The sequence below is a fragment of the Streptomyces sp. NPDC090798 genome, from assembly GCF_044768965.1.
GTDB lineage: Bacteria > Actinomycetota > Actinomycetes > Streptomycetales > Streptomycetaceae > Streptomyces.
In genome coordinates, this window is sequence record NZ_JBIVXA010000002.1 from 474180 (window position 1) to 490428 (window position 16249).

A 16249-nucleotide genomic window follows, 5' to 3' on the forward strand; every position below is an offset into this window, starting at 1 on the left:
CTTTCGGGGCGGGCGAGCGGGGGCCGTTCGCGTACGGGCGTCAGTGGCCCTGCTCCACCGGGGCCGCGATCCGCTCGCCCACGATGCGGCTCGCCAGCTCCGAGGCCAACTCCGACACGGACATGCGGAGTTCGGTGTCGGCCGCCGCGCAATCGGACTCGATGCGGGCGCGGCCATCGGCCACCACGGCGTCGCGTTCGCGCTGCCCGTCCGCGCGGGCCTCGGTGATCAGGGCGGAGCCCTGTTCGTGGGCCCGCTGGCGGATGCGGGCGGCGTCGTGGCGTGCCTCGGCCAACAGGGCCTCGGTCCCGACACGCTCACTCTCGGCGCGGGCACGCACGGCTTCGGCGCGCTCCTTGACGCCGTTGATCGCGTCGTCCCGCAGTTCGAGCGCCCGGTTCATCCGCGGGAGTACGCGGGCGACGAGCACGTAGATGAGGGCGAACAGCGCCAGGGCCCAGCCGACGTCCTGAACCTTCGGGTTGAGTGGACCTATCGGGTAGGGGATGAGTTCCATGACCGTGATTTACCCGCTCATGCGTGCGAACCAACGCACATCTGCGCCAGAGTTGACCGAAAGCAGCCCCTCCGGCCGACGCCGCGCACTCAACTACGCCGCCGCGCGAGCCCGCGGCCGGGTTGCGGGCCCCGCTCACTTCCCATGGTCGTACACCGTCACCGCCACCCCCCGCTCCACCAGCCGCCGCATGATGAGCGGCTCCACCCGGGACCAGTCGCCGCCGGCCAGACCGCAGCCGATGCGGGGCATGTGGACGGACGCGTCGAGTTCGGCGGCCTTGGCCGCCAGGTGGGCGAGGCCCGTGTCGATCGCCTCGTAGCGGATGGGGACCCCCTTGCTGCCCGTCCGAATGCCCCGCTGGCCTATCAGGTTCGCCACCCACACGTACTTCTCGACCTGGACGAACTGGGCCGCGCCCAGTGCGAAGTCGTTGTGCGCCCGGTCCCGGTGCCACGCCCTGTACGCCGCCTCCGGCTCGGGCCAGCGGCGGGAGAGGGCCAGGACGAAGCCCTTCCCCCAGCCCCCGATGTCATTGCAGACGTGGGCGATCAGCTTGACGCCCTTGACCGACGGAGCGGTGGCGTCACCCCGGACATACGTGATCTCCGACATGACGCCACCGTAGGCGCCGCCACTGACAACGGCGTCCGGCCCGCTACTTCGTCAGCTCGCTCAGTTCCTGGTCCGTGGCCTTCGCGACCCGATGGCGGATCGCGAACCAGCCGCCGACCAGCAGGGCCGCGATCACCGGGATGAGGAGCAGCGTCTTGCGGCCGACCTCGGGGTCGTTGCCCATCAGGCCGAGCACGGCCACCAGGAAGGCGATGGTGACGATCTCGGTCACGGGGCTGCCGGGGAGCCGGAAGGACGGGCGGGTGACCAGGCCGTCCTTGGCACGGCGGACGAACACCAGGTGACAGACCATGATGATCACCCAGGTGCTGATGATGCCCAGGGACGCCACGTTCAGGACGATCTCGAAGGCCTGGCTGGGCATGAGGTAGTTCAGGCCGACACCGAGCACGCACACCGCGCAGGTGAGCAGGATGCCGCCGTACGGGACCTGGTTGCGGTTCATCTTCGCGGTGAACCGGGGCGCGGAGCCCGCCGTCGCCATGGAGCGCAGGATGCGGCCGGTGGAGTACAGGCCGGAGTTCAAGGACGACATGGCCGCGGTGAGCACGACGAGGTTCATGACGTCACCGGCTCCCTGGACGCCGATCTTGGACAGGACGGTGACGAAGGGGCTCTCGTCGGCCGAGTAGAGCGAACCGGGCAGCAGCAGCGCCAGCAGCACGACCGAGCCGACGTAGAACAGGCCCACGCGCCACATGATCGAGTTCACCGCGCGCGGGACGACCTTCTCCGGCTCGGCGGTCTCGCCCGCGGCGACGCCGACCAGCTCCAGGGCCGCGTACGCGAAGATCACGCCCTGCATCACCAGGACGACCGGCATGATCCCGTGCGGGAGGAGACCGCCGTGGTCCGTGATGACGCTCAGACCGGGCTTCTGGCCGCCCACATCGTGCTGCGTGGCCAGCAGGAAGATGCCGACCAGCATGAAGGAGACGAGGGTGGCGACCTTGACGATCGCGAACCAGAACTCCATCTCGCCGAAGATCTTCACCGAGATCAGGTTGACGGCCAGGACCACCGCGAGGGCGATCAGCGCCAGCACCCACTGCGGGATGTCGGTGAAGAAACTCCAGTAGTGCGTGTAGAGCGCGATCGCGGTGATGTCGGCGATGCCGGTCGTCGACCAGTTGAGGAAGTACATCCACCCGGCGACGTACGCACCCTTCTCGCCGAGGAACTCGCGCGCGTACGACACGAAGGACCCGGAGGAGGGCCGGTAGAGGACCAGCTCGCCGAGCGCGCGCACGACGAAGAAGGCGAAGACTCCGCAGACGAGGTAGGCGATCGCCAGCGCGGGGCCCGCGTTGTGAAGGCGGCCGCCGGCGCCGAGGAAGAGTCCGGTGCCGATCGCGCCGCCGATGGCGATCATGTTGACGTGGCGGGGCTTGAGGTCCTTGCTGTAACCGGCGTCGCCCGCGTCCGCGGGCGTGCGGGCCGCGTCGATGCGGGATGCGGCCTTGGCCGTGTCTACGGCGTCCTTGCTCACGCGTGGATCTACTCTCTGGTGCGCCCACGCACCGAGTACGCGGGTTTCCGGATGTTCCTCGGCCCGCACCACCCCTGACGCGGCGCAGACCAAGGAACCACCTTCCCCCAGGGATCCCCCGGATGCGATGGCACACCTCACACCGCGGAACATCTCACATGGTGATCAAAGGGTGCAGAGCTCGTCGACAGCGCTTTCACAGGACCGGTGAGACAGCAATACTGTTGCACCTGATCGCTGCACCATCGAAGAGGCGAGGACCTGCCATGACGACGGACACCGAGGAGCCGACACTCACGGTCGACGAGCTGGCCGCACGCGCGGGCGTCACGGTCCGTACGGTCCGCTTCTACAGTTCCAAGGGGCTGCTCCCGCCGCCCGTGATCGGACCCCGCCGGGTGGGGCACTACAGCCAGGAGCATCTGGCCCGGCTCGCGCTCATCGAGGAGCTGCAGCGCCAGGGCATGACGCTCGCCGCGATCGAGCGCCATCTTCAGCGGCTGCCGGCCGACCTGAGCGCCCAGGATCTCGCCCTTCACCGCGCCGTGGTCGCCTCCTGGGCGCCGGACGCGGCGGAGGACGTGACACGCGAGGAACTGGAACGGCGGGCCGGCCGCCCCCTGGGCGAGGAGGACCTGGAGCGGCTCGTCGCGATGAACATCATCGAGCGGGCCGAGGGCACCTCCGGCACCTCGGACCCCTTGGGCTCCCCGGACTCCTTGACCTCCCCGGACTCCTTGGCCTCCTCGGGATCCTTCCGCGTGGATCCGGCGCTGCTGGCGCTCGGCGTCCAGCTCCTCGACGTACCGCTCGCGCACGAGTCGATCCTCGCCGCGCGCGGCGTCCTGCTGGAGCACTCCCGCGCGGCGGCACGCGAGCTGTCCGCGTTGCTGCGCGAGGCGGTGGGCGAGCACGAGTCGGTGGCGGCGGTGAAGTCCCTGTCGGCCCACATGCAGCCGCTGGTGGTGCAGGCGCTGCTGACCACGTTCCAGCGCTCCCTGAAGGCGGAGCTGCGGGAGTGGCTCAAGGAGTCCTGAGCCACTGGGGACTCCTGAGCCACACCCGCGCGCCTCCTGCTCGGCGATACGTCAGTTGTCGCTGAACTTCTCGCCGTTCTCCGCCTTCTCGACGAGCAGCGCGGGCGGCGTGAACCGCTCCCCGTAGCGCTCGGCGAGTTCACGCGCGCGTGCCACGAATCCGGACGGACCTCCGTCATAACCGTTGATGTACTGGAGCACGCCGCCGGTCCAGCCCGGGAAGCCGATCCCGAAGATGGACCCGATGTTGGCGTCGGCGACGGACGTCAGCACGCCCTCCTCCAGAAGCCGGACGGTGTCCAGCGCCTCGGAGAAGAGCATGCGCTCCTGCATGTCCTTGAACGGGATCTCGTGGCCGGGCTTGGTGTAGTGCTCGCGCAGGCCGGGCCAGAGCTTGCCGCGCTTGCCGTCCGCGCCGTACTCGTAGAAGCCCGCGCCACCGCTGCGCCCGGTGCGGCCGAACTCGTCGACCATGCGGTCGATGACCGCCTCCGCCGGGTGCGTCTGCCAGGTGCCGCCCGCCTCCTCGACGGCCTGCTTGGACTCCTTGCGGATCTTGCGCGGCAGGGTGAGCGTCAGCTCGTCCATCAGGGAGAGGACCTTGGCCGGGTAGCCCGCCTGGGCCGCCGCCTGCTCGACGGAGGCGGGCTCGATGCCCTCGCCGACCATCGCGACGCCCTCGTTGATGAAGTGGCCGATGACGCGGGAGGTGAAGAAGCCGCGCGAGTCGTTGACGACGATCGGGGTCTTCTTGATCTGCCGTACGAGGTCGAAGGCGCGCGCCAGTGCCTCGTCGCCACTCCGATCGCCCTTGATGATCTCGACGAGCGGCATCTTGTCGACGGGCGAGAAGAAGTGCAGTCCGATGAAGTCCTCCTGCCGCTCCACGCCCTCGGCGAGCACGGTGATCGGCAGCGTCGAGGTGTTGGAGCACAGCAGCGCGTCGGGCTCGACGACGTTCTGGATCTCCTGGAACACCTTGTGCTTGAGGGCCGTGTCCTCGAAGACGGCCTCGATCACGGCGTCGCAGCCGGCCAGGTCGTTCGGGTCGGCGGTGGGCGTGATGCGGGCGAGCAGCTCGTCGGCCTTCTCCTGGGTCGTACGGCCCCGGGAGACGGCCTTCGCGCAGAGCTTCTCGGAGTAGGCCTTGCCCTTGGCCGCCGCCTCCGCCGACACGTCCTTCAGGACGACGTCGATGCCCGCGCGGGCGCAGGAGTAGGCGATGCCGGCGCCCATCATCCCGGCACCGAGGACGGCGACCTTGCGGACCTGGCGCGGCTCGATGCCCTGGGGGCGGTTGGCGCCGGAGTTGACCGCCTGGAGGTCGAAGAAGAACGCCTGGATCATGTTCTTCGAGGTCTGCCCGGTGACCAGCTCGGTGAAGTAGCGCGCCTCGATGACCAGCGCGGTCTCGAAGTCCACCTGGGAGCCCTCGACGGCGGCCGCCATGATGTTGCGCGGGGCCGGATAGGGGGCGCCGTTCAGCTGCTTCCTCAGGTTGGCCGGGAAGGCGGGCAGGTTGGCGGCGAACTTCGGGTTCGACGGCGTGCCGCCCGGGATCCTGTAGCCGGGCTTGTCCCAGGGCTGCTGCGACTCGGGGTTGGCGTCGATGAAGGCGCGCGCCTTGTCGAGCATCTCCTCGGAGGTGGCCGCCACTTCGTGGACAAGCCCGTTCTCCAGGGCCCGCTGCGGGGAGTACTGGGTGCCCTGGAGGAGCACCTTCAGCAGGGCGTCGGTGATGCCCATGAGGCGGACGGTGCGGGTGACGCCGCCGCCCGCGGGCAGCAGACCGAGGGTGACCTCGGGCAGGCCGATCTTGGAGCCGGGGGCGTCGAGGGCGACGCGGTGGTGGGAGGCGAGGGCGATCTCGTAGCCGCCGCCGAGGGCCGCGCCGTTGATGGCGGCGACGACCGGCTTGCCCAGGGTCTCGATGCGGCGCAGGGAGGACTTGATGGCCGTGCCCGTGTCGAAGGCCTCCTGGGCGTTCTCCGGGCCTGCCTTGATCATGTCCTTCAGGTCGCCGCCCGCGAAGAAGGTCTTCTTGGCGGAGGTGTAGATGATGCCCCGGATGGAGTCCTTCTCGGCCTCGGCGCGTTCGGCGATCGCCGCGATCGAGTCCTTGAAGGCCTGGTTCATGGTGTTGGCGGACTGGTTGGGGTCGTCGAGGACGAGGGTGACGACACCGGTCTCGTCCTGTTCCCAGCGGATGGTGGTGCTCTCGGTCATGAGGAGGGTCTCCGTAGAAGCCGTTTAAGCCGTGGAAGTCTGGGGGTCCGCCGGGGGTTACAGACGCTCGACGATGGTCGCGATGCCCATGCCGCCGCCCACGCACAGCGTGGCGAGGCCGTAGCGCTTGTCCTGGCGTTCCAGTTCGTCGACGAGGCTGCCGAGGATCATCGCGCCGGTGGCGCCGAGCGGGTGGCCGAGCGCGATCGCGCCGCCGTTGACGTTGACCTTGTCGAGGGACAGGCCCATGTCCTTCACGAAGCGCAGGACGACCGCGGCGAAGGCCTCGTTGATCTCGACGAGGTCGATGTCGTCGATGGTCAGCCCGGCCTTGGCGAGCGCCTTGCGGGTCGCGGGCGCGGGGCCGGTGAGCATGATGGTGGGCTCGGAGCCGGAGACGGCCGCGGCGACGATCCGCGCGCGGGGGGTCAGGCCGTGGCGCTCGCCGACTTCCTTGGAGCCGATGGCGACCAGGGAGGCGCCGTCGACGATGCCGGAGGAGTTGCCCGCGTGGTGGACGTGGTCGATCTCCTCGACCCAGTGGTACTTCTGCAGCGCCACGGCGTCGAAACCGCCCAGTTCGCCGATGTCCGCGAACGAGGGCTTCAGCTTGCCGAGCGAGTCGGCGGTGGTGCCGGGGCGCATGTGCTCGTCGTGGTCGAGGACGACGAGCCCGCTGCGGTCCTTCACGGGGACGACGGACCGGTCGAAGCGGCCGTCCTTCCAGGCGGCGGCCGCGCGCTCCTGGGAGAGGGCCGCGTACTCGTCGACGTCCCGCCGTGAGAAGCCCTCGATGGTGGCGATGAGGTCGGCGCCGATGCCCTGCGGCACGAAGTTGGTGGCGAGGTTGGTCATCGGGTCGGCGAACCAGGCGCCGCCGTCCGAGGCCATGGGCACGCGGGACATCGACTCGACGCCGCCCGCGAGCACCAGGTCCTCCCAGCCGGAGCGGACCTTCATCGCGGCCAGGTTGACGGCTTCCAGGCCCGAGGCGCAGAAGCGGTTCTCCTGGACGCCGGCGACCGTGTCCGGCAGTCCGGCGGCGATCGCGGCGATCCGCGCGATGTCGGAGCCCTGGTCGCCGACCGGGCCCACGACACCGAGCACGATGTCGTCGATCGCGGCCGGGTCCAGGCCCGGCAGGCGGCGCTGGATCTCGTGGATGAGGCCGACGACCAGGTCGATGGGCTTGGTGCCGTGCAGGGCGCCGTTCGCCTTGCCGCGCCCGCGCGGGGTGCGGATCGCGTCGTACACGTACGCTTCGGTGCTCACTGATAAGCCTTTCGGGGAGGGTTCGGAGGGTCAGCCGAGCAGGGAGCGGCCGATGATCTCCTTCATGATCTCTGTGGTCCCGCCGTAGATGGTCTGGATGCGGCCGTCGGTGAAGGCCCTGGCGACGCGGTACTCCGTCATGTAGCCGTAGCCGCCGTGCAGCTGGAGGCAGCGGTCCGCGACGCGTTTCTGCAGTTCGGTGGCCCACCACTTGGCCATCGAGGCGTGCACGGCGTCGAGTTCCCCGTTCGTGTGGTCGACGACGCAGCGGTCGAGGAACGCACGGGTGACGGCGCACTCGGTCGCCATCTCGGCTATCTCGAAGCGGATGTGCTGGAGCTTGGACAGCTGCCGTCCGAAGGCCTCGCGCTCCTTGACGTACTGGGTGGTGATCTCCAGCAGGTACTCGGCCGCCGCGATCCCGGCGACGGCGATGCCCATGCGTTCCTGCGCGAGGTTCGTCATGAGATGCACGAAGGCGCCGTTGAGTTCCCCGAGCAGGTTCTCCTTGGGGACGCGTACGTCGTGGAAGAACAGCTCGGCCGTGTCCTGCGCCTTCTGCCCGATCTTGTCGAGATTGCGGCCACGCTCGAAGCCTGCCATGCCACGCTCGACGACGAGCAGAGACAGACCGTGAGCACCGCCTTCCGGGGTCGTCTTCGCGACGACGATCACCAGGTCGGCGAGGATCCCGTTCGAGATGAAGGTCTTGGAGCCGTTGAGCAGCCAGTGGTCGCCCTGGTCCTCGGCGTGCGTCCTGATGCCCTGGAGGTCGGATCCGGCGCCGGGCTCGGTCATCGCGATCGCCGTGATGAGCGAACCGTCGCAGAACCCGGGCAGCCAGCGCCGCTTCTGCTCCTCGGTGGCCAGGTCCGTCAGATACGGCCCGATGATGTCGTTGTGCAGCCCGAGGGCGAGACCCGAGGCACCCGCGCGCGTGAACTCCTCGGCGAGTACGGCGCTGTAACGGAAGTCGGCATTGCCGCCGCCCCCGTACTCCTCCGGTACGGCGAGGCCGAGCAGCCCCTGTTTCCCGGCGGCGCGCCAGGCCTCGCGCGAGACGATGCCGTCCTTCTCCCACTGTTCGTAGTACGGCGTCACCTCCTTGGCGAGGAAGGAGCGCACGGTCTCCCGGAACGCGTCGTGCTCGGCGCCGAAAATCTGCCGCTTCATGCGCGGTCGCCCTCCTGGAGCCAGCTCTTGACGGTCTCGACCAGCCGGGCCGGCTCCGGCCCCACGGGAGTGATGTTGAGCATGTCGACCCCGGCCTCCCGGAAGACCTCGACACGCTCACGTACATAGCTCTCCGGCCCGCAGAGCGAGATCAGCTCGCAGAACTCGGCCGGTACGGCGGCCTCGGCCTCCTTCTTCCGACCGGAGAGGTACAGCTCCTGGATGAGCCGGGCCTCCTTCTCGTAGCCGTAGGCCACCGCGAGGTCGTTGTAGAAGTTCTTGCCGGGGGCGCCCATGCCGCCTACGTAGAGGGCGATTTTGGGTCGCGCGAGCTCGCGTACGGCGGCCGCGTCCTCGCCGATGGCGAGCAGGCCGCCCGCGACGGTCCGCAGGGGGCCGAGCGACGGGTCCCGCAGTGCGGCGCCCTCCGCGAGGGGGGCGCCCCACACCTGGTGGGCCTTCTCCGGGATGAAGAGGGTGGGCAGCCAGCCGTCGGCGAGTTCGGCGGTCATCCGGACGTTGGCGGGGCCCAGGGAGGCCACGTACAGCGGGACGTCGGGGCGCACCGGCTTGGTGAGGAGCTTCAGGGGCTTGCCCAGGCCGCCGGGGCGGGGCATGTCGGTGATGCCGTGGTGGTCGATGACCTCGCGGCGCAGGATGCGGCGGGTCAGCTCGATGGCCTCGCGGGTGCGGCCCAGCGGTTTGTCGTACGCCTTCCCGTGCCAGCCCTCGACGACCTGCGGGCCCGAGGCGCCGAACCCCAGGATGGCGCGACCGCCCGAGATCGCGTCGAGTCCGGCGGCGGTCTGCGCGAGGAGCGCCGGGGTGCGCGAGTACACGTTGAGGATCCCGGCGCCGATCTTCACGCGCTCGGTGCGGGCGGCCAGATAGCCCATGATCGTGGGCGCGTCGAAGCCGTAGGCCTCCGCGACCCAGACGGCGTCCAGGCCCGCGGACTCCAGGGCGGCGACCTCGTCGGCGGCCTGCCGGGGGTCGCCCGCGTAGTCGAGCGGGAGGGAGAGCTCCATCAGTCGCCGTCCTTCGTCGAGACGTCCTTCACGAGGTCGTGCCGCGTCAGCCGTGGTACGTCCCAGTCGCGGGCCACGTCCGCGGTGTCGGCGCCCGGCAGGGCGGGGCCGGTGCGGACGGAGGTGCGGGTCAGGGAGAAGCGGGGTGCGGGGGCGGGCTGGGTGATGCCGCCGTGGTCGGTGAAGGTGCCGCGGGCGGCGAGGTGGGGGTGGGCCGGGGCCTCCCGCAGGGACAGGACGGGGGCCACACAGGCGTCGGAGCCCTCGAAGACCGCGGTCCACTCGTCCCTGGTGCGGGTCCTGAAGCGGGCGGCGACCGCCTCGCGCAGCTCGCCCCAGCGGGCCAGGTCCTTGCGGGAGTCGGCGTGCTCCTCGATGCCGAGCAGTTCCACGAACTCGGCGTAGAACTGCTGCTCCAGGGCGCCCACCGCCATGTACTTCCCGTCGGCCGTCTCGTACGTGCCGTAGTACGGGCAGCCGCCGTCCAGGAGGTTGGCGCCGCGCCGGTCCTGCCAGCCGCCCGCGGCGAGCATGCCGTGGATCATCGAGGCGAGGTGCGCGGCGCCGTCGACGATCGCCGTGTCCACGACCTGCCCGGCGCCGGTGGCGCGTGCGTGGTGGAGCGCGGCGAGGACGCCGACGACGAGATAGAGCGAGCCGCCCGCGTAGTCGCCGACGAGGTTCGCGGGGACCGTGGGCGGCTCGTCCGGCCCGCCGATCATGCCGAGGGTGCCGGTGAGGGCGATGTACGCGATGTCGTGCCCGGCACGCGGGGCGAGCGGACCCTGCTGGCCCCAGCCGGTCATCCGGCCGTAGACGAGCCGGGGGTTGCGGGCGTGACACGTCTCGGGGCCGATACCGAGGCGCTCGGCGACGCCGGGGCGGTAGCCCTCGACCAGGATGTCCGCGCGCTCGACCAGGTCGAGGACGCGGGCGGGGCCGTCCTCGGCCTTCAGGTCGATCACGACCGACCGCTTGTTGCGGTTGGTGATGTCGTACTCGGGGTTGACGGCGAGCCCCGTGCCGCCGGGCCGGTCCACGCGGACGACGTCCGCGCCGAGGTCGGCGAGGAGCATGGCGGCGAAAGGGCCGGGGCCGATGCCCGCCAACTCCACCACGCGCACTCCGGCCAGCGGGCCGTACGCCGGCGTCCCTGCCACTGCCATCGAGCCCCCAGCACTGTGACACCACTGATGTGACATCAGAGATGTTAAGAACGTGTTCCATCTCGGGCAAGCCCCCAACGAGCAAGCGCTTAGTTAAATCCCGGGTAGCGGATCATGTCGAAAGGTCATGAAACAGGGCACGTCAGCGGCGTATGCCACCGCACGGCCGACGCGCGTTCCCCTGCACGGCCACGGCCACCTCCGACCTCTATGTCGACCTCGTCGTTCGGCTGCTCGTACCTCACGCTAGCCTCGGCCACCGACAACGGCGCTTCGCGCACGACAGATGGGGTGTCATGAGCAGGCTGAACGGGACGGCTCGCACGTACGACATAGTGCTCTTCGGAGCCACCGGGTTCGTCGGGGCCCTCACCGCGGAGTACCTCGCCGCGCACGCGCCCCAGGGGCTGCGCTGGGCGATCGCGGGCCGCGACGAGGAGAAGCTGGCGCGGCTGCGGGAGCGGCTGTCCGACGCCCCCGACGTGCTCTTGGCGGATGTCGCCGATCCGGCGTCACTGCGCGAACTCGCCCGCGGCGCACGCGTGGTGGCGACGACCGTCGGGCCGTACATCCTGCACGGCGAGGAGCTGGTCGCCGCCTGCGCCGACGAGGGCACCGACTATCTGGACCTCACCGGCGAGCCCGAGTTCGTGGACCTGATGTACGTCCGGCACGACGCCCGCGCGCGGGAGACCGGGGCACGCCTGGTGCACGCCTGCGGTTTCGACTCCGTTCCGCATGACCTGGGCGCCTACTTCACGGTGCGGCAGTTGCCCGCGGACGTGCCGCTGCGGGTGGACGGTTTCGTCCGCGCACAGGCGATGTTCTCGGGCGGCACGTTCGCCTCCGCGCTCATCCAGTTCGCGCGCGGGCGGCACATCCTGGCCGCGGCACGGGATCGCGGGCGGCACGAACCGCGGCTGGTCGGGCGGCGGGCACACGCGCCGCTGAGCGCGCCGCGGTTCGCCAAGGAGGTCGGGGCATGGGCACTGCCGCTGCCCACCATCGACGCCCAGATCGTGCAGCGTTCGGCGCGGGTGCTGGAGCGCTACGGGCCCGACTTCCGCTACCGGCACTACGCGGCCGTCGAACGGCTGCCGATCGCGCTGGGCGGGGTCACGGCCGTCGGCGCGGTGTTCGCGGCGGCCCAGGTGCCGCCGGCGCGACGCTGGCTGTCCGACCGGATCAAGCCGGGCGAGGGGCCCAGTGCCTCGCGGCGGGCGAAGAGCTGGTTCTCGGTGCGGTTCGTGGGCGAGGGCGGCGGGCGCCGCGTGTTCACGGAGGTCGCGGGCGGCGACCCCGGCTACGGCGAGACCGCCAAGATGTTCGCGGAGTCCGCGCTGTCGCTCGCCTTCGACGACCTGCCGGAAACGGCCGGACAGGTCACGACGGCGGTGGCGATGGGCGACGCGCTCATCGAGCGGCTGCGCGGGGCGGGGATCACCTTCCGGGTGGCCGCGTCCCGGTAGGACCCTCCGGAAGGTCTCCTAGAGCGGCCAGCCCAGCACCGTGTAGATCATCCCGCCGATCCAGCCGACCCCGGCGAGCACGGAGAGGACCAGCGCGGCCATCACGGTGCGCTCGACGGGCTGGGTGGCGCCGGTGGCGGGCTTCGGGGAACGGTGCGTCGTCATGCGCAACAGCCTGCCGGTCATGACGGCGCCCCCACATCCGTACAGGTACTCAGAACGCGTACTCAGGGCACGTACTCAGTCAACGGGTGGGGCTCCCGAGGGAGTCGTCTCCTTCAGGGTCCGTCGGCACAGGGAGTCCGCGCTTCGGGTGGTCTCCGGGAGGCGGTACTCAGGGGCGAGCGCGAGGGTGTGCGCGCAGGCGTTGTCGAGGCTCACCCGGTGGCCGACCGAGACGAAGACCGGCTTGACGCCGTCCTGGGTGCGCAGTGCGCGACCGACCTCCTCCGGGCCCGTCGGTTCGCCCGCGAGCAGCGGGGAGGCGCTGCCGCGCCGGGCGCCGGGCTCCTCGTAGGAGAAGGTGAACGGGTTCTTGGCCACCCCGATCGTGGGGAGCCCGGTGAGTACGCCGAGGTGGCTGGCGAGGCCGAACCGGCGGGGGTGGGCGAGCCCGTAGCCGTCACAGACCACGAGACCCGGCGCGCACGGCAGCGCGTCGAGCACGGCCAGCACGGTCGGGATCTCGCGGAAGGCGAGCAGCCCAGGGACGTAGGGGAAGGAGACCTGCCCGACGGCGGTGGCCTCGGCGACGACGGCGAGGGTCGCCGCGTCGAGCACGACGGCCGCGGCCACGACGACGTCCCGCTCGTCGTCGTACGCCACGTCGACGCCCGTCACCCTGCCGGTGCCGGGCGGCGGCCCGGGCTCGTCGAGCACCACGCGCCCCCGCAGTTCGTCCTGCACGGCGCGCGCCTGCTCCTCGGTCGCGGGCCAACCCGCGGGAATCGGTACGGTGTTCAACGAGGTCTTCATGGTGCCGACGAGCCTAGGGCCTCTTCGGCGGATCAGGTCGCCGGACAGGCTCTGAGCCCACAGCGCCGGAGGAGGCCCCGAGGGCGGTCACTTGCCGTCCAGCGCGCGCCTCAGCTGCTCCTTGTTCATGTCCGAACGGCCGTGGATGTCACGGCGCTTGGCCTCCGCGTACAGCTGGTCGTACGTGGGTCCCTGAGCGCCCTGGTGGGAGCGCAGGCCGCCGCGCCTGCCGGAGGAGATGTCCTGGGTGGACGTGCGGCTCGCGGTCTTCGACTCGCCGGACCTGGCCCGCTCCTTGTTCACGGTGCGCGCGGCGATCTCCTCGGCGCGCTCCTTGTTCTCTCCCCGGTCGAGAGCGCTCTCCTTGATGTGCTCGTACTGGCGTTCGCGCTTGGGGCTGGAGCCACGGGGCATGGCGGCTCACTTCCTTCCGTGTCGCCGATCGCTTGCTTGCGCGTCGGCGACACGGGTACCCCACTCGCCGCGGGGCACGCGGCGAGTCAGCGCTCCAGACGTGCCACCCGGCCCTTCTCCCCGGACGCCCAGCAGCCCAGGTCGGGGGTGCAGTCCACGGTGTCGTACGAGCCGGTGTCCAGGGTGCGCCAGGTACGGCCGCCGTCGGTCGTGAGGTCGGTGCCGGTCGGTCCGACCGCGAGCGCGGAGGTGCGACTGTGCGGGAGCCAGGCGACACCGGAGCGGTAGGCGGACGGCGGCTGGGCGGCGGGGGTCCAGGTGCGCCCGGCGTCGGGGGTGACGGCGGCCGCCTGCGGAGATGCCTGGTCGGCGCGGTAGTCGCCGCCGACCGCGAGGCCGTGGGCGCGGTCCCGGAAGGCGAGGGCGAAGACGCCACGCGCCGGGTCGCCCGCCGGGATCGGCGTCTCGGCCGCCTTCCAGGTCAGTCCGCGGTCGGTGGAATGCAGCACACGCGCGTGTGCGCCCCCGCCGGTGGCCAGCCAGGCATCGTGCGATCCCGCGCTCACGAGGCACTGTCCACTGGCGGCGAAGCCCGCCTCGCCGTCCTGCGCGGCGGGCATGCCGTCGCCGGGCAGCACCTTCCAGGACCGTCCGCCGTCGCTGGTGGACAGGATGCGGAACCTGCCGTCCACGGGGTCGCTCATCACGAGGCCGTGGCGCCGGTCGAAGAAGGTCAGGCAGTCGTAGAAGGCCTTCGCGTCGGTGTTGCGGAAGGACTCGGTCCAGGTCGCGCCGCCGTCGTCGGTCCTGAAGACCCGGGAGGCCTCGCCCTCACCGATGGCGAGGACCACCGCGCGCCGCGCGTCGAACGCCTCGATGTCGCGGAACTCCAGGTCGGCGGCGCCGGGCGGCGAGACGTTCCGCCAGCTCGCGCCGCCGTCGGTGGTCCGCAGGACGGTGCCCTTGGCGCCGGCCACCCAGGCGGTGTCCCGGCTGACGGCCGACAGCCCGCGGAAGCGAACGTCGCTGCCGCTGTCCTTGAGCGCCCAGTGGGCCGCCTTCCCCGCCTCGTGTGCCTGCGCGGGCGCCGCCGTCAGCGCGGCGGCGAACGCCGCCGCGCACAGTCCCACGGTGGTGACCGCCCGACTCGTACGTCTCGACTTCCCCAAGCCCCTCATGGCGGGCGAAGCTAGTCCACTCCCCCGGCGCCGTCCAGATGCCCTCGGCGGGAACCCGGGGGCCGCGGTTGGTGTCCTCTCCGATATCGGGGGCATGTCGGAACGAGAAATGGATCACTACGCGTCACCGAGGTGAATGAACTCGGTGACAGAGGTCACTTGGGCTTCAGGTGCACTGAATGGCTCATTCCGTCGTCTCATACATTGCCCGGCCTCATCCGCCCACAGTTCGTCCAGCCGTCACAAGGGAGCAAGGCGTTGTCCACCGTCATCGAGCAGCCCGTAGAGGCCCGCCTCGTCGCCGCGGCCCCGCGGATGCCGAGCATTCCCGCAACGCTCCACTACGACCGGAGTGACCCCTTCGCCGTCCGTATGACCTTCCCCGCCCCGGCCACGCTGGAAGGCGTGGAGGTCTGCTGGACGTTCGCGCGCGAGCTGCTCACGTCCGGCATGGAGGACTCCGTGGGGTACGGCGACGTACGGGTGCGGCCGTACGGCTACGACCGCACCGTTCTGGAGTTCCACGCCCCCGAGGGCACCGCCGTGGTGCATGTGCGCTCGGGTGAGGTGCGGAAGTTCCTCCAGCGCACGACCGAGCTCGTACCCGTCGGACTCGAGCATCTCCAGGTCGACCTGGACCACGACCTGGAGGAGCTGATGCGGGGCACCTGCTGAGCGGCGCCCCCGCCTTCAGCGACCGTCGCCCAGCACGGTGTTGAGCTCGGCGTAGTCGAGTCCACCGGTCAGCGAGTCGTAGGTCCCCGCGCTCAGCAGCTCCCGCGCGGCACGGCGGACCACGGCGTGCGCGGCCTGCGCGATGCTCGAGCCCGCGCTGATCCGGGCGACCCCGAGCGCGGCCAGCTCGGCGACGGGCGGTGCGCCGGGACCGACCAGCACATTGAGCGGGCCCTCGACACCCGCCACGAGCGACTTCACCGTTCCCGGGTCGACGGCCCCGGGAACGAAGATCCCGTCGGCTCCGGCGGCGAGGAAGGCCGCGGCTCGCTCCAGGGTCTCCTCGACCCCTCCCGCGCCCCTCAGAACCGTGTCGATGCGGGCGTTGATGAACAGCGGGACTCCCGCCGCGTCGGCTGCGGCACGGGCCGCGGCGATACGTTCCGCCTGCTCGGCGACCGGGCGCAGCGGGCCACGGCCGCCGCCGTCGTCACCCGCGCCGTCGAACAGCGCGTCCTCGATGTTGACGCCCACGGCGCCGGCCGCGAGCACCGCGCGGATCGTGTCCCCGACGCCCGCCGCGTCCTTCGCGTAGCCGCTCTCGATGTCCGCGCTCACCGGGACCCGGACCGCGGCGGCGACGCGTGCGACCGCGCCGAGGGCCCGGTCCCTGTCCAGCCGGTCCCCGTCGGCCGTTCCCAGGTCCCAGGCGAGCCCCGCGCTGGTCGTCGCCACGGCGGCGGCGCCCGCCTCCTCGACCAGGCGCGCACTCGCCGTGTTCCAGGCGTTCGGGAGGACGAGTGGGCGGCCTGGGGTGTGCAGGGCGCGGAAGGCGAGGGCGGTTTCGCGGGTGGGGTTCTGGTTCGTCATGGGGACGATCCCATCACCGGGGGCCGGGTGGGGGCTGGCAGGAATGCGCCAGGTGTGTGGGGGGGGGCGGAAAGCATGGCCGGGAGCGGGTTGCCGGGGGGTGCTCGTGCTGTTCCCCGCGCCC

The 16249-nt window shown here is 71.1% G+C and carries 16 protein-coding genes; 3 read left to right on the forward strand and 13 right to left on the reverse strand.

Features of this window, described 5'->3' with window-relative positions; all coding sequences use genetic code 11:
- Window positions 1-40: 40 nt before the first annotated feature.
- The 3 genes from ACIQTP_RS06375 to ACIQTP_RS06385 form a co-directional block, all read right to left on the reverse strand.
- Window positions 41-517, reverse strand: a complete 477-nt coding sequence (locus ACIQTP_RS06375; RefSeq protein ID WP_403396816.1) for a hypothetical protein — start codon at window positions 515-517, stop codon at window positions 41-43.
- Window positions 518-652: 135 nt separating this feature from the next.
- Window positions 653-1132, reverse strand: coding sequence for a macro domain-containing protein (locus ACIQTP_RS06380; RefSeq protein ID WP_403396818.1), 480 nt, complete (start codon window positions 1130-1132; stop codon window positions 653-655).
- 43 nt (window positions 1133-1175) lie between these two features.
- Window positions 1176-2642: an amino acid permease gene (locus ACIQTP_RS06385; RefSeq protein WP_403396820.1), complete on the reverse strand. Its 1467-nt coding sequence runs from the start codon at window positions 2640-2642 to the stop codon at window positions 1176-1178.
- A 266-nt stretch (window positions 2643-2908) separates the two neighbouring features.
- On the opposite strand from ACIQTP_RS06385, the gene ACIQTP_RS06390 reads away from it, so the two are divergent.
- Window positions 2909-3679 (forward strand): MerR family transcriptional regulator, encoded by a 771-nt coding sequence (locus ACIQTP_RS06390; RefSeq protein WP_403396822.1) that lies wholly within the window; start codon window positions 2909-2911, stop codon window positions 3677-3679.
- Window positions 3680-3730: 51 nt separating this feature from the next.
- On the opposite strand, the gene ACIQTP_RS06395 is transcribed toward ACIQTP_RS06390, so the two are convergent.
- Genes ACIQTP_RS06395 through ACIQTP_RS06415 form a run of 5 tightly spaced genes read right to left on the reverse strand, consistent with a single transcriptional unit; the run spans window position 3731 to window position 10544 of the window.
- Window positions 3731-5905 (reverse strand): 3-hydroxyacyl-CoA dehydrogenase NAD-binding domain-containing protein, encoded by a 2175-nt coding sequence (locus ACIQTP_RS06395; protein ID WP_403396824.1) that lies wholly within the window; start codon window positions 5903-5905, stop codon window positions 3731-3733.
- Window positions 5906-5962: 57 nt separating this feature from the next.
- Window positions 5963-7177 carry an acetyl-CoA C-acetyltransferase gene (locus ACIQTP_RS06400; RefSeq protein ID WP_403396826.1) on the reverse strand — a complete coding sequence of 405 codons (1215 nt, stop codon included), beginning with the start codon at window positions 7175-7177 and terminating at the stop codon, window positions 5963-5965.
- Window positions 7178-7207: 30 nt separating this feature from the next.
- On the reverse strand, window positions 7208-8350 hold the full coding sequence (locus ACIQTP_RS06405; RefSeq protein WP_403396828.1) for an acyl-CoA dehydrogenase family protein: 1143 nt from the start codon (window positions 8348-8350) through the stop codon (window positions 7208-7210).
- Window positions 8347-9378 (reverse strand): LLM class F420-dependent oxidoreductase, encoded by a 1032-nt coding sequence (locus tag ACIQTP_RS06410; protein WP_403396830.1) that lies wholly within the window; start codon window positions 9376-9378, stop codon window positions 8347-8349. The genes ACIQTP_RS06405 and ACIQTP_RS06410 overlap by 4 nt, the downstream gene beginning before the upstream one ends.
- A complete protein-coding gene (locus tag ACIQTP_RS06415) occupies window positions 9378-10544 on the reverse strand; it encodes a CaiB/BaiF CoA transferase family protein (protein WP_403396832.1) in 1167 nt (388 codons plus the stop codon). Before ACIQTP_RS06415 ends, ACIQTP_RS06410 begins: the two co-directional genes overlap by 1 nt.
- Window positions 10545-10840: 296 nt before the next feature.
- Between ACIQTP_RS06415 and ACIQTP_RS06420 the strand changes: the two genes are divergently transcribed.
- Entirely contained in the window at window positions 10841-12013 is a 1173-nt protein-coding gene (locus ACIQTP_RS06420; RefSeq protein WP_403396834.1) for a saccharopine dehydrogenase family protein, read from the forward strand.
- Between the two features lie 18 nt (window positions 12014-12031).
- Here the strand turns inward: ACIQTP_RS06420 and mmpA are convergent, their stop codons facing one another.
- The 4 genes from mmpA to ACIQTP_RS06440 all read right to left on the reverse strand — a co-directional run bounded on the left by mmpA (window position 12032) and on the right by ACIQTP_RS06440 (window position 14580).
- The gene (mmpA, locus tag ACIQTP_RS06425) at window positions 12032-12178 is read right to left on the reverse strand and encodes a morphogenic membrane protein MmpA (protein ID WP_162489330.1); all 147 of its coding nucleotides are present in this window, start codon (window positions 12176-12178) and stop codon (window positions 12032-12034) included.
- 75 nt (window positions 12179-12253) lie between these two features.
- Window positions 12254-12976, reverse strand: coding sequence for an endonuclease V (locus tag ACIQTP_RS06430; protein WP_403397285.1), 723 nt, complete (start codon window positions 12974-12976; stop codon window positions 12254-12256).
- 99 nt (window positions 12977-13075) lie between these two features.
- Window positions 13076-13402, reverse strand: coding sequence for a plasmid stabilization protein (locus ACIQTP_RS06435; protein WP_403396836.1), 327 nt, complete (start codon window positions 13400-13402; stop codon window positions 13076-13078).
- An 86-nt stretch (window positions 13403-13488) separates the two neighbouring features.
- Window positions 13489-14580 (reverse strand): WD40/YVTN/BNR-like repeat-containing protein, encoded by a 1092-nt coding sequence (locus ACIQTP_RS06440; protein ID WP_403396838.1) that lies wholly within the window; start codon window positions 14578-14580, stop codon window positions 13489-13491.
- Between the two features lie 258 nt (window positions 14581-14838).
- On the opposite strand from ACIQTP_RS06440, the gene ACIQTP_RS06445 reads away from it, so the two are divergent.
- On the forward strand, window positions 14839-15255 hold the full coding sequence (locus ACIQTP_RS06445) for an SsgA family sporulation/cell division regulator (protein WP_384914978.1): 417 nt from the start codon (window positions 14839-14841) through the stop codon (window positions 15253-15255).
- 15 nt (window positions 15256-15270) lie between these two features.
- Here ACIQTP_RS06445 and ACIQTP_RS06450 read toward each other — a convergent pair whose 3' ends face one another.
- On the reverse strand, window positions 15271-16125 hold the full coding sequence (locus ACIQTP_RS06450) for an isocitrate lyase/phosphoenolpyruvate mutase family protein (protein ID WP_403396840.1): 855 nt from the start codon (window positions 16123-16125) through the stop codon (window positions 15271-15273).
- Window positions 16126-16249: the final 124 nt, after the last annotated feature.

What these genes read in the sequence shown, in the direction of transcription:
- ACIQTP_RS06375 (WP_403396816.1), bottom strand. Translation starts at nt 517, where the DNA reads ATGGAACTCATCCCCTACCCGATAGGTCCACTCAACCCGAAGGTTCAG.
- ACIQTP_RS06380 (WP_403396818.1), bottom strand. Translation starts at nt 1,132, where the DNA reads ATGTCGGAGATCACGTATGTCCGGGGTGACGCCACCGCTCCGTCGGTC.
- ACIQTP_RS06390 (WP_403396822.1), top strand. Translation starts at nt 2,909, where the DNA reads ATGACGACGGACACCGAGGAGCCGACACTCACGGTCGACGAGCTGGCC.
- ACIQTP_RS06395 (WP_403396824.1), bottom strand. Translation starts at nt 5,905, where the DNA reads ATGACCGAGAGCACCACCATCCGCTGGGAACAGGACGAGACCGGTGTC.
- ACIQTP_RS06405 (WP_403396828.1), bottom strand. Translation starts at nt 8,350, where the DNA reads ATGAAGCGGCAGATTTTCGGCGCCGAGCACGACGCGTTCCGGGAGACC.
- ACIQTP_RS06410 (WP_403396830.1), bottom strand. Translation starts at nt 9,378, where the DNA reads ATGGAGCTCTCCCTCCCGCTCGACTACGCGGGCGACCCCCGGCAGGCC.
- ACIQTP_RS06415 (WP_403396832.1), bottom strand. Translation starts at nt 10,544, where the DNA reads ATGGCAGTGGCAGGGACGCCGGCGTACGGCCCGCTGGCCGGAGTGCGC.
- ACIQTP_RS06420 (WP_403396834.1), top strand. Translation starts at nt 10,841, where the DNA reads ATGAGCAGGCTGAACGGGACGGCTCGCACGTACGACATAGTGCTCTTC.
- mmpA (WP_162489330.1), bottom strand. Translation starts at nt 12,178, where the DNA reads ATGACGACGCACCGTTCCCCGAAGCCCGCCACCGGCGCCACCCAGCCC.
- ACIQTP_RS06435 (WP_403396836.1), bottom strand. Translation starts at nt 13,402, where the DNA reads ATGCCCCGTGGCTCCAGCCCCAAGCGCGAACGCCAGTACGAGCACATC.
- ACIQTP_RS06440 (WP_403396838.1), bottom strand. Translation starts at nt 14,580, where the DNA reads ATGAGGGGCTTGGGGAAGTCGAGACGTACGAGTCGGGCGGTCACCACC.
- ACIQTP_RS06450 (WP_403396840.1), bottom strand. Translation starts at nt 16,125, where the DNA reads ATGACGAACCAGAACCCCACCCGCGAAACCGCCCTCGCCTTCCGCGCC.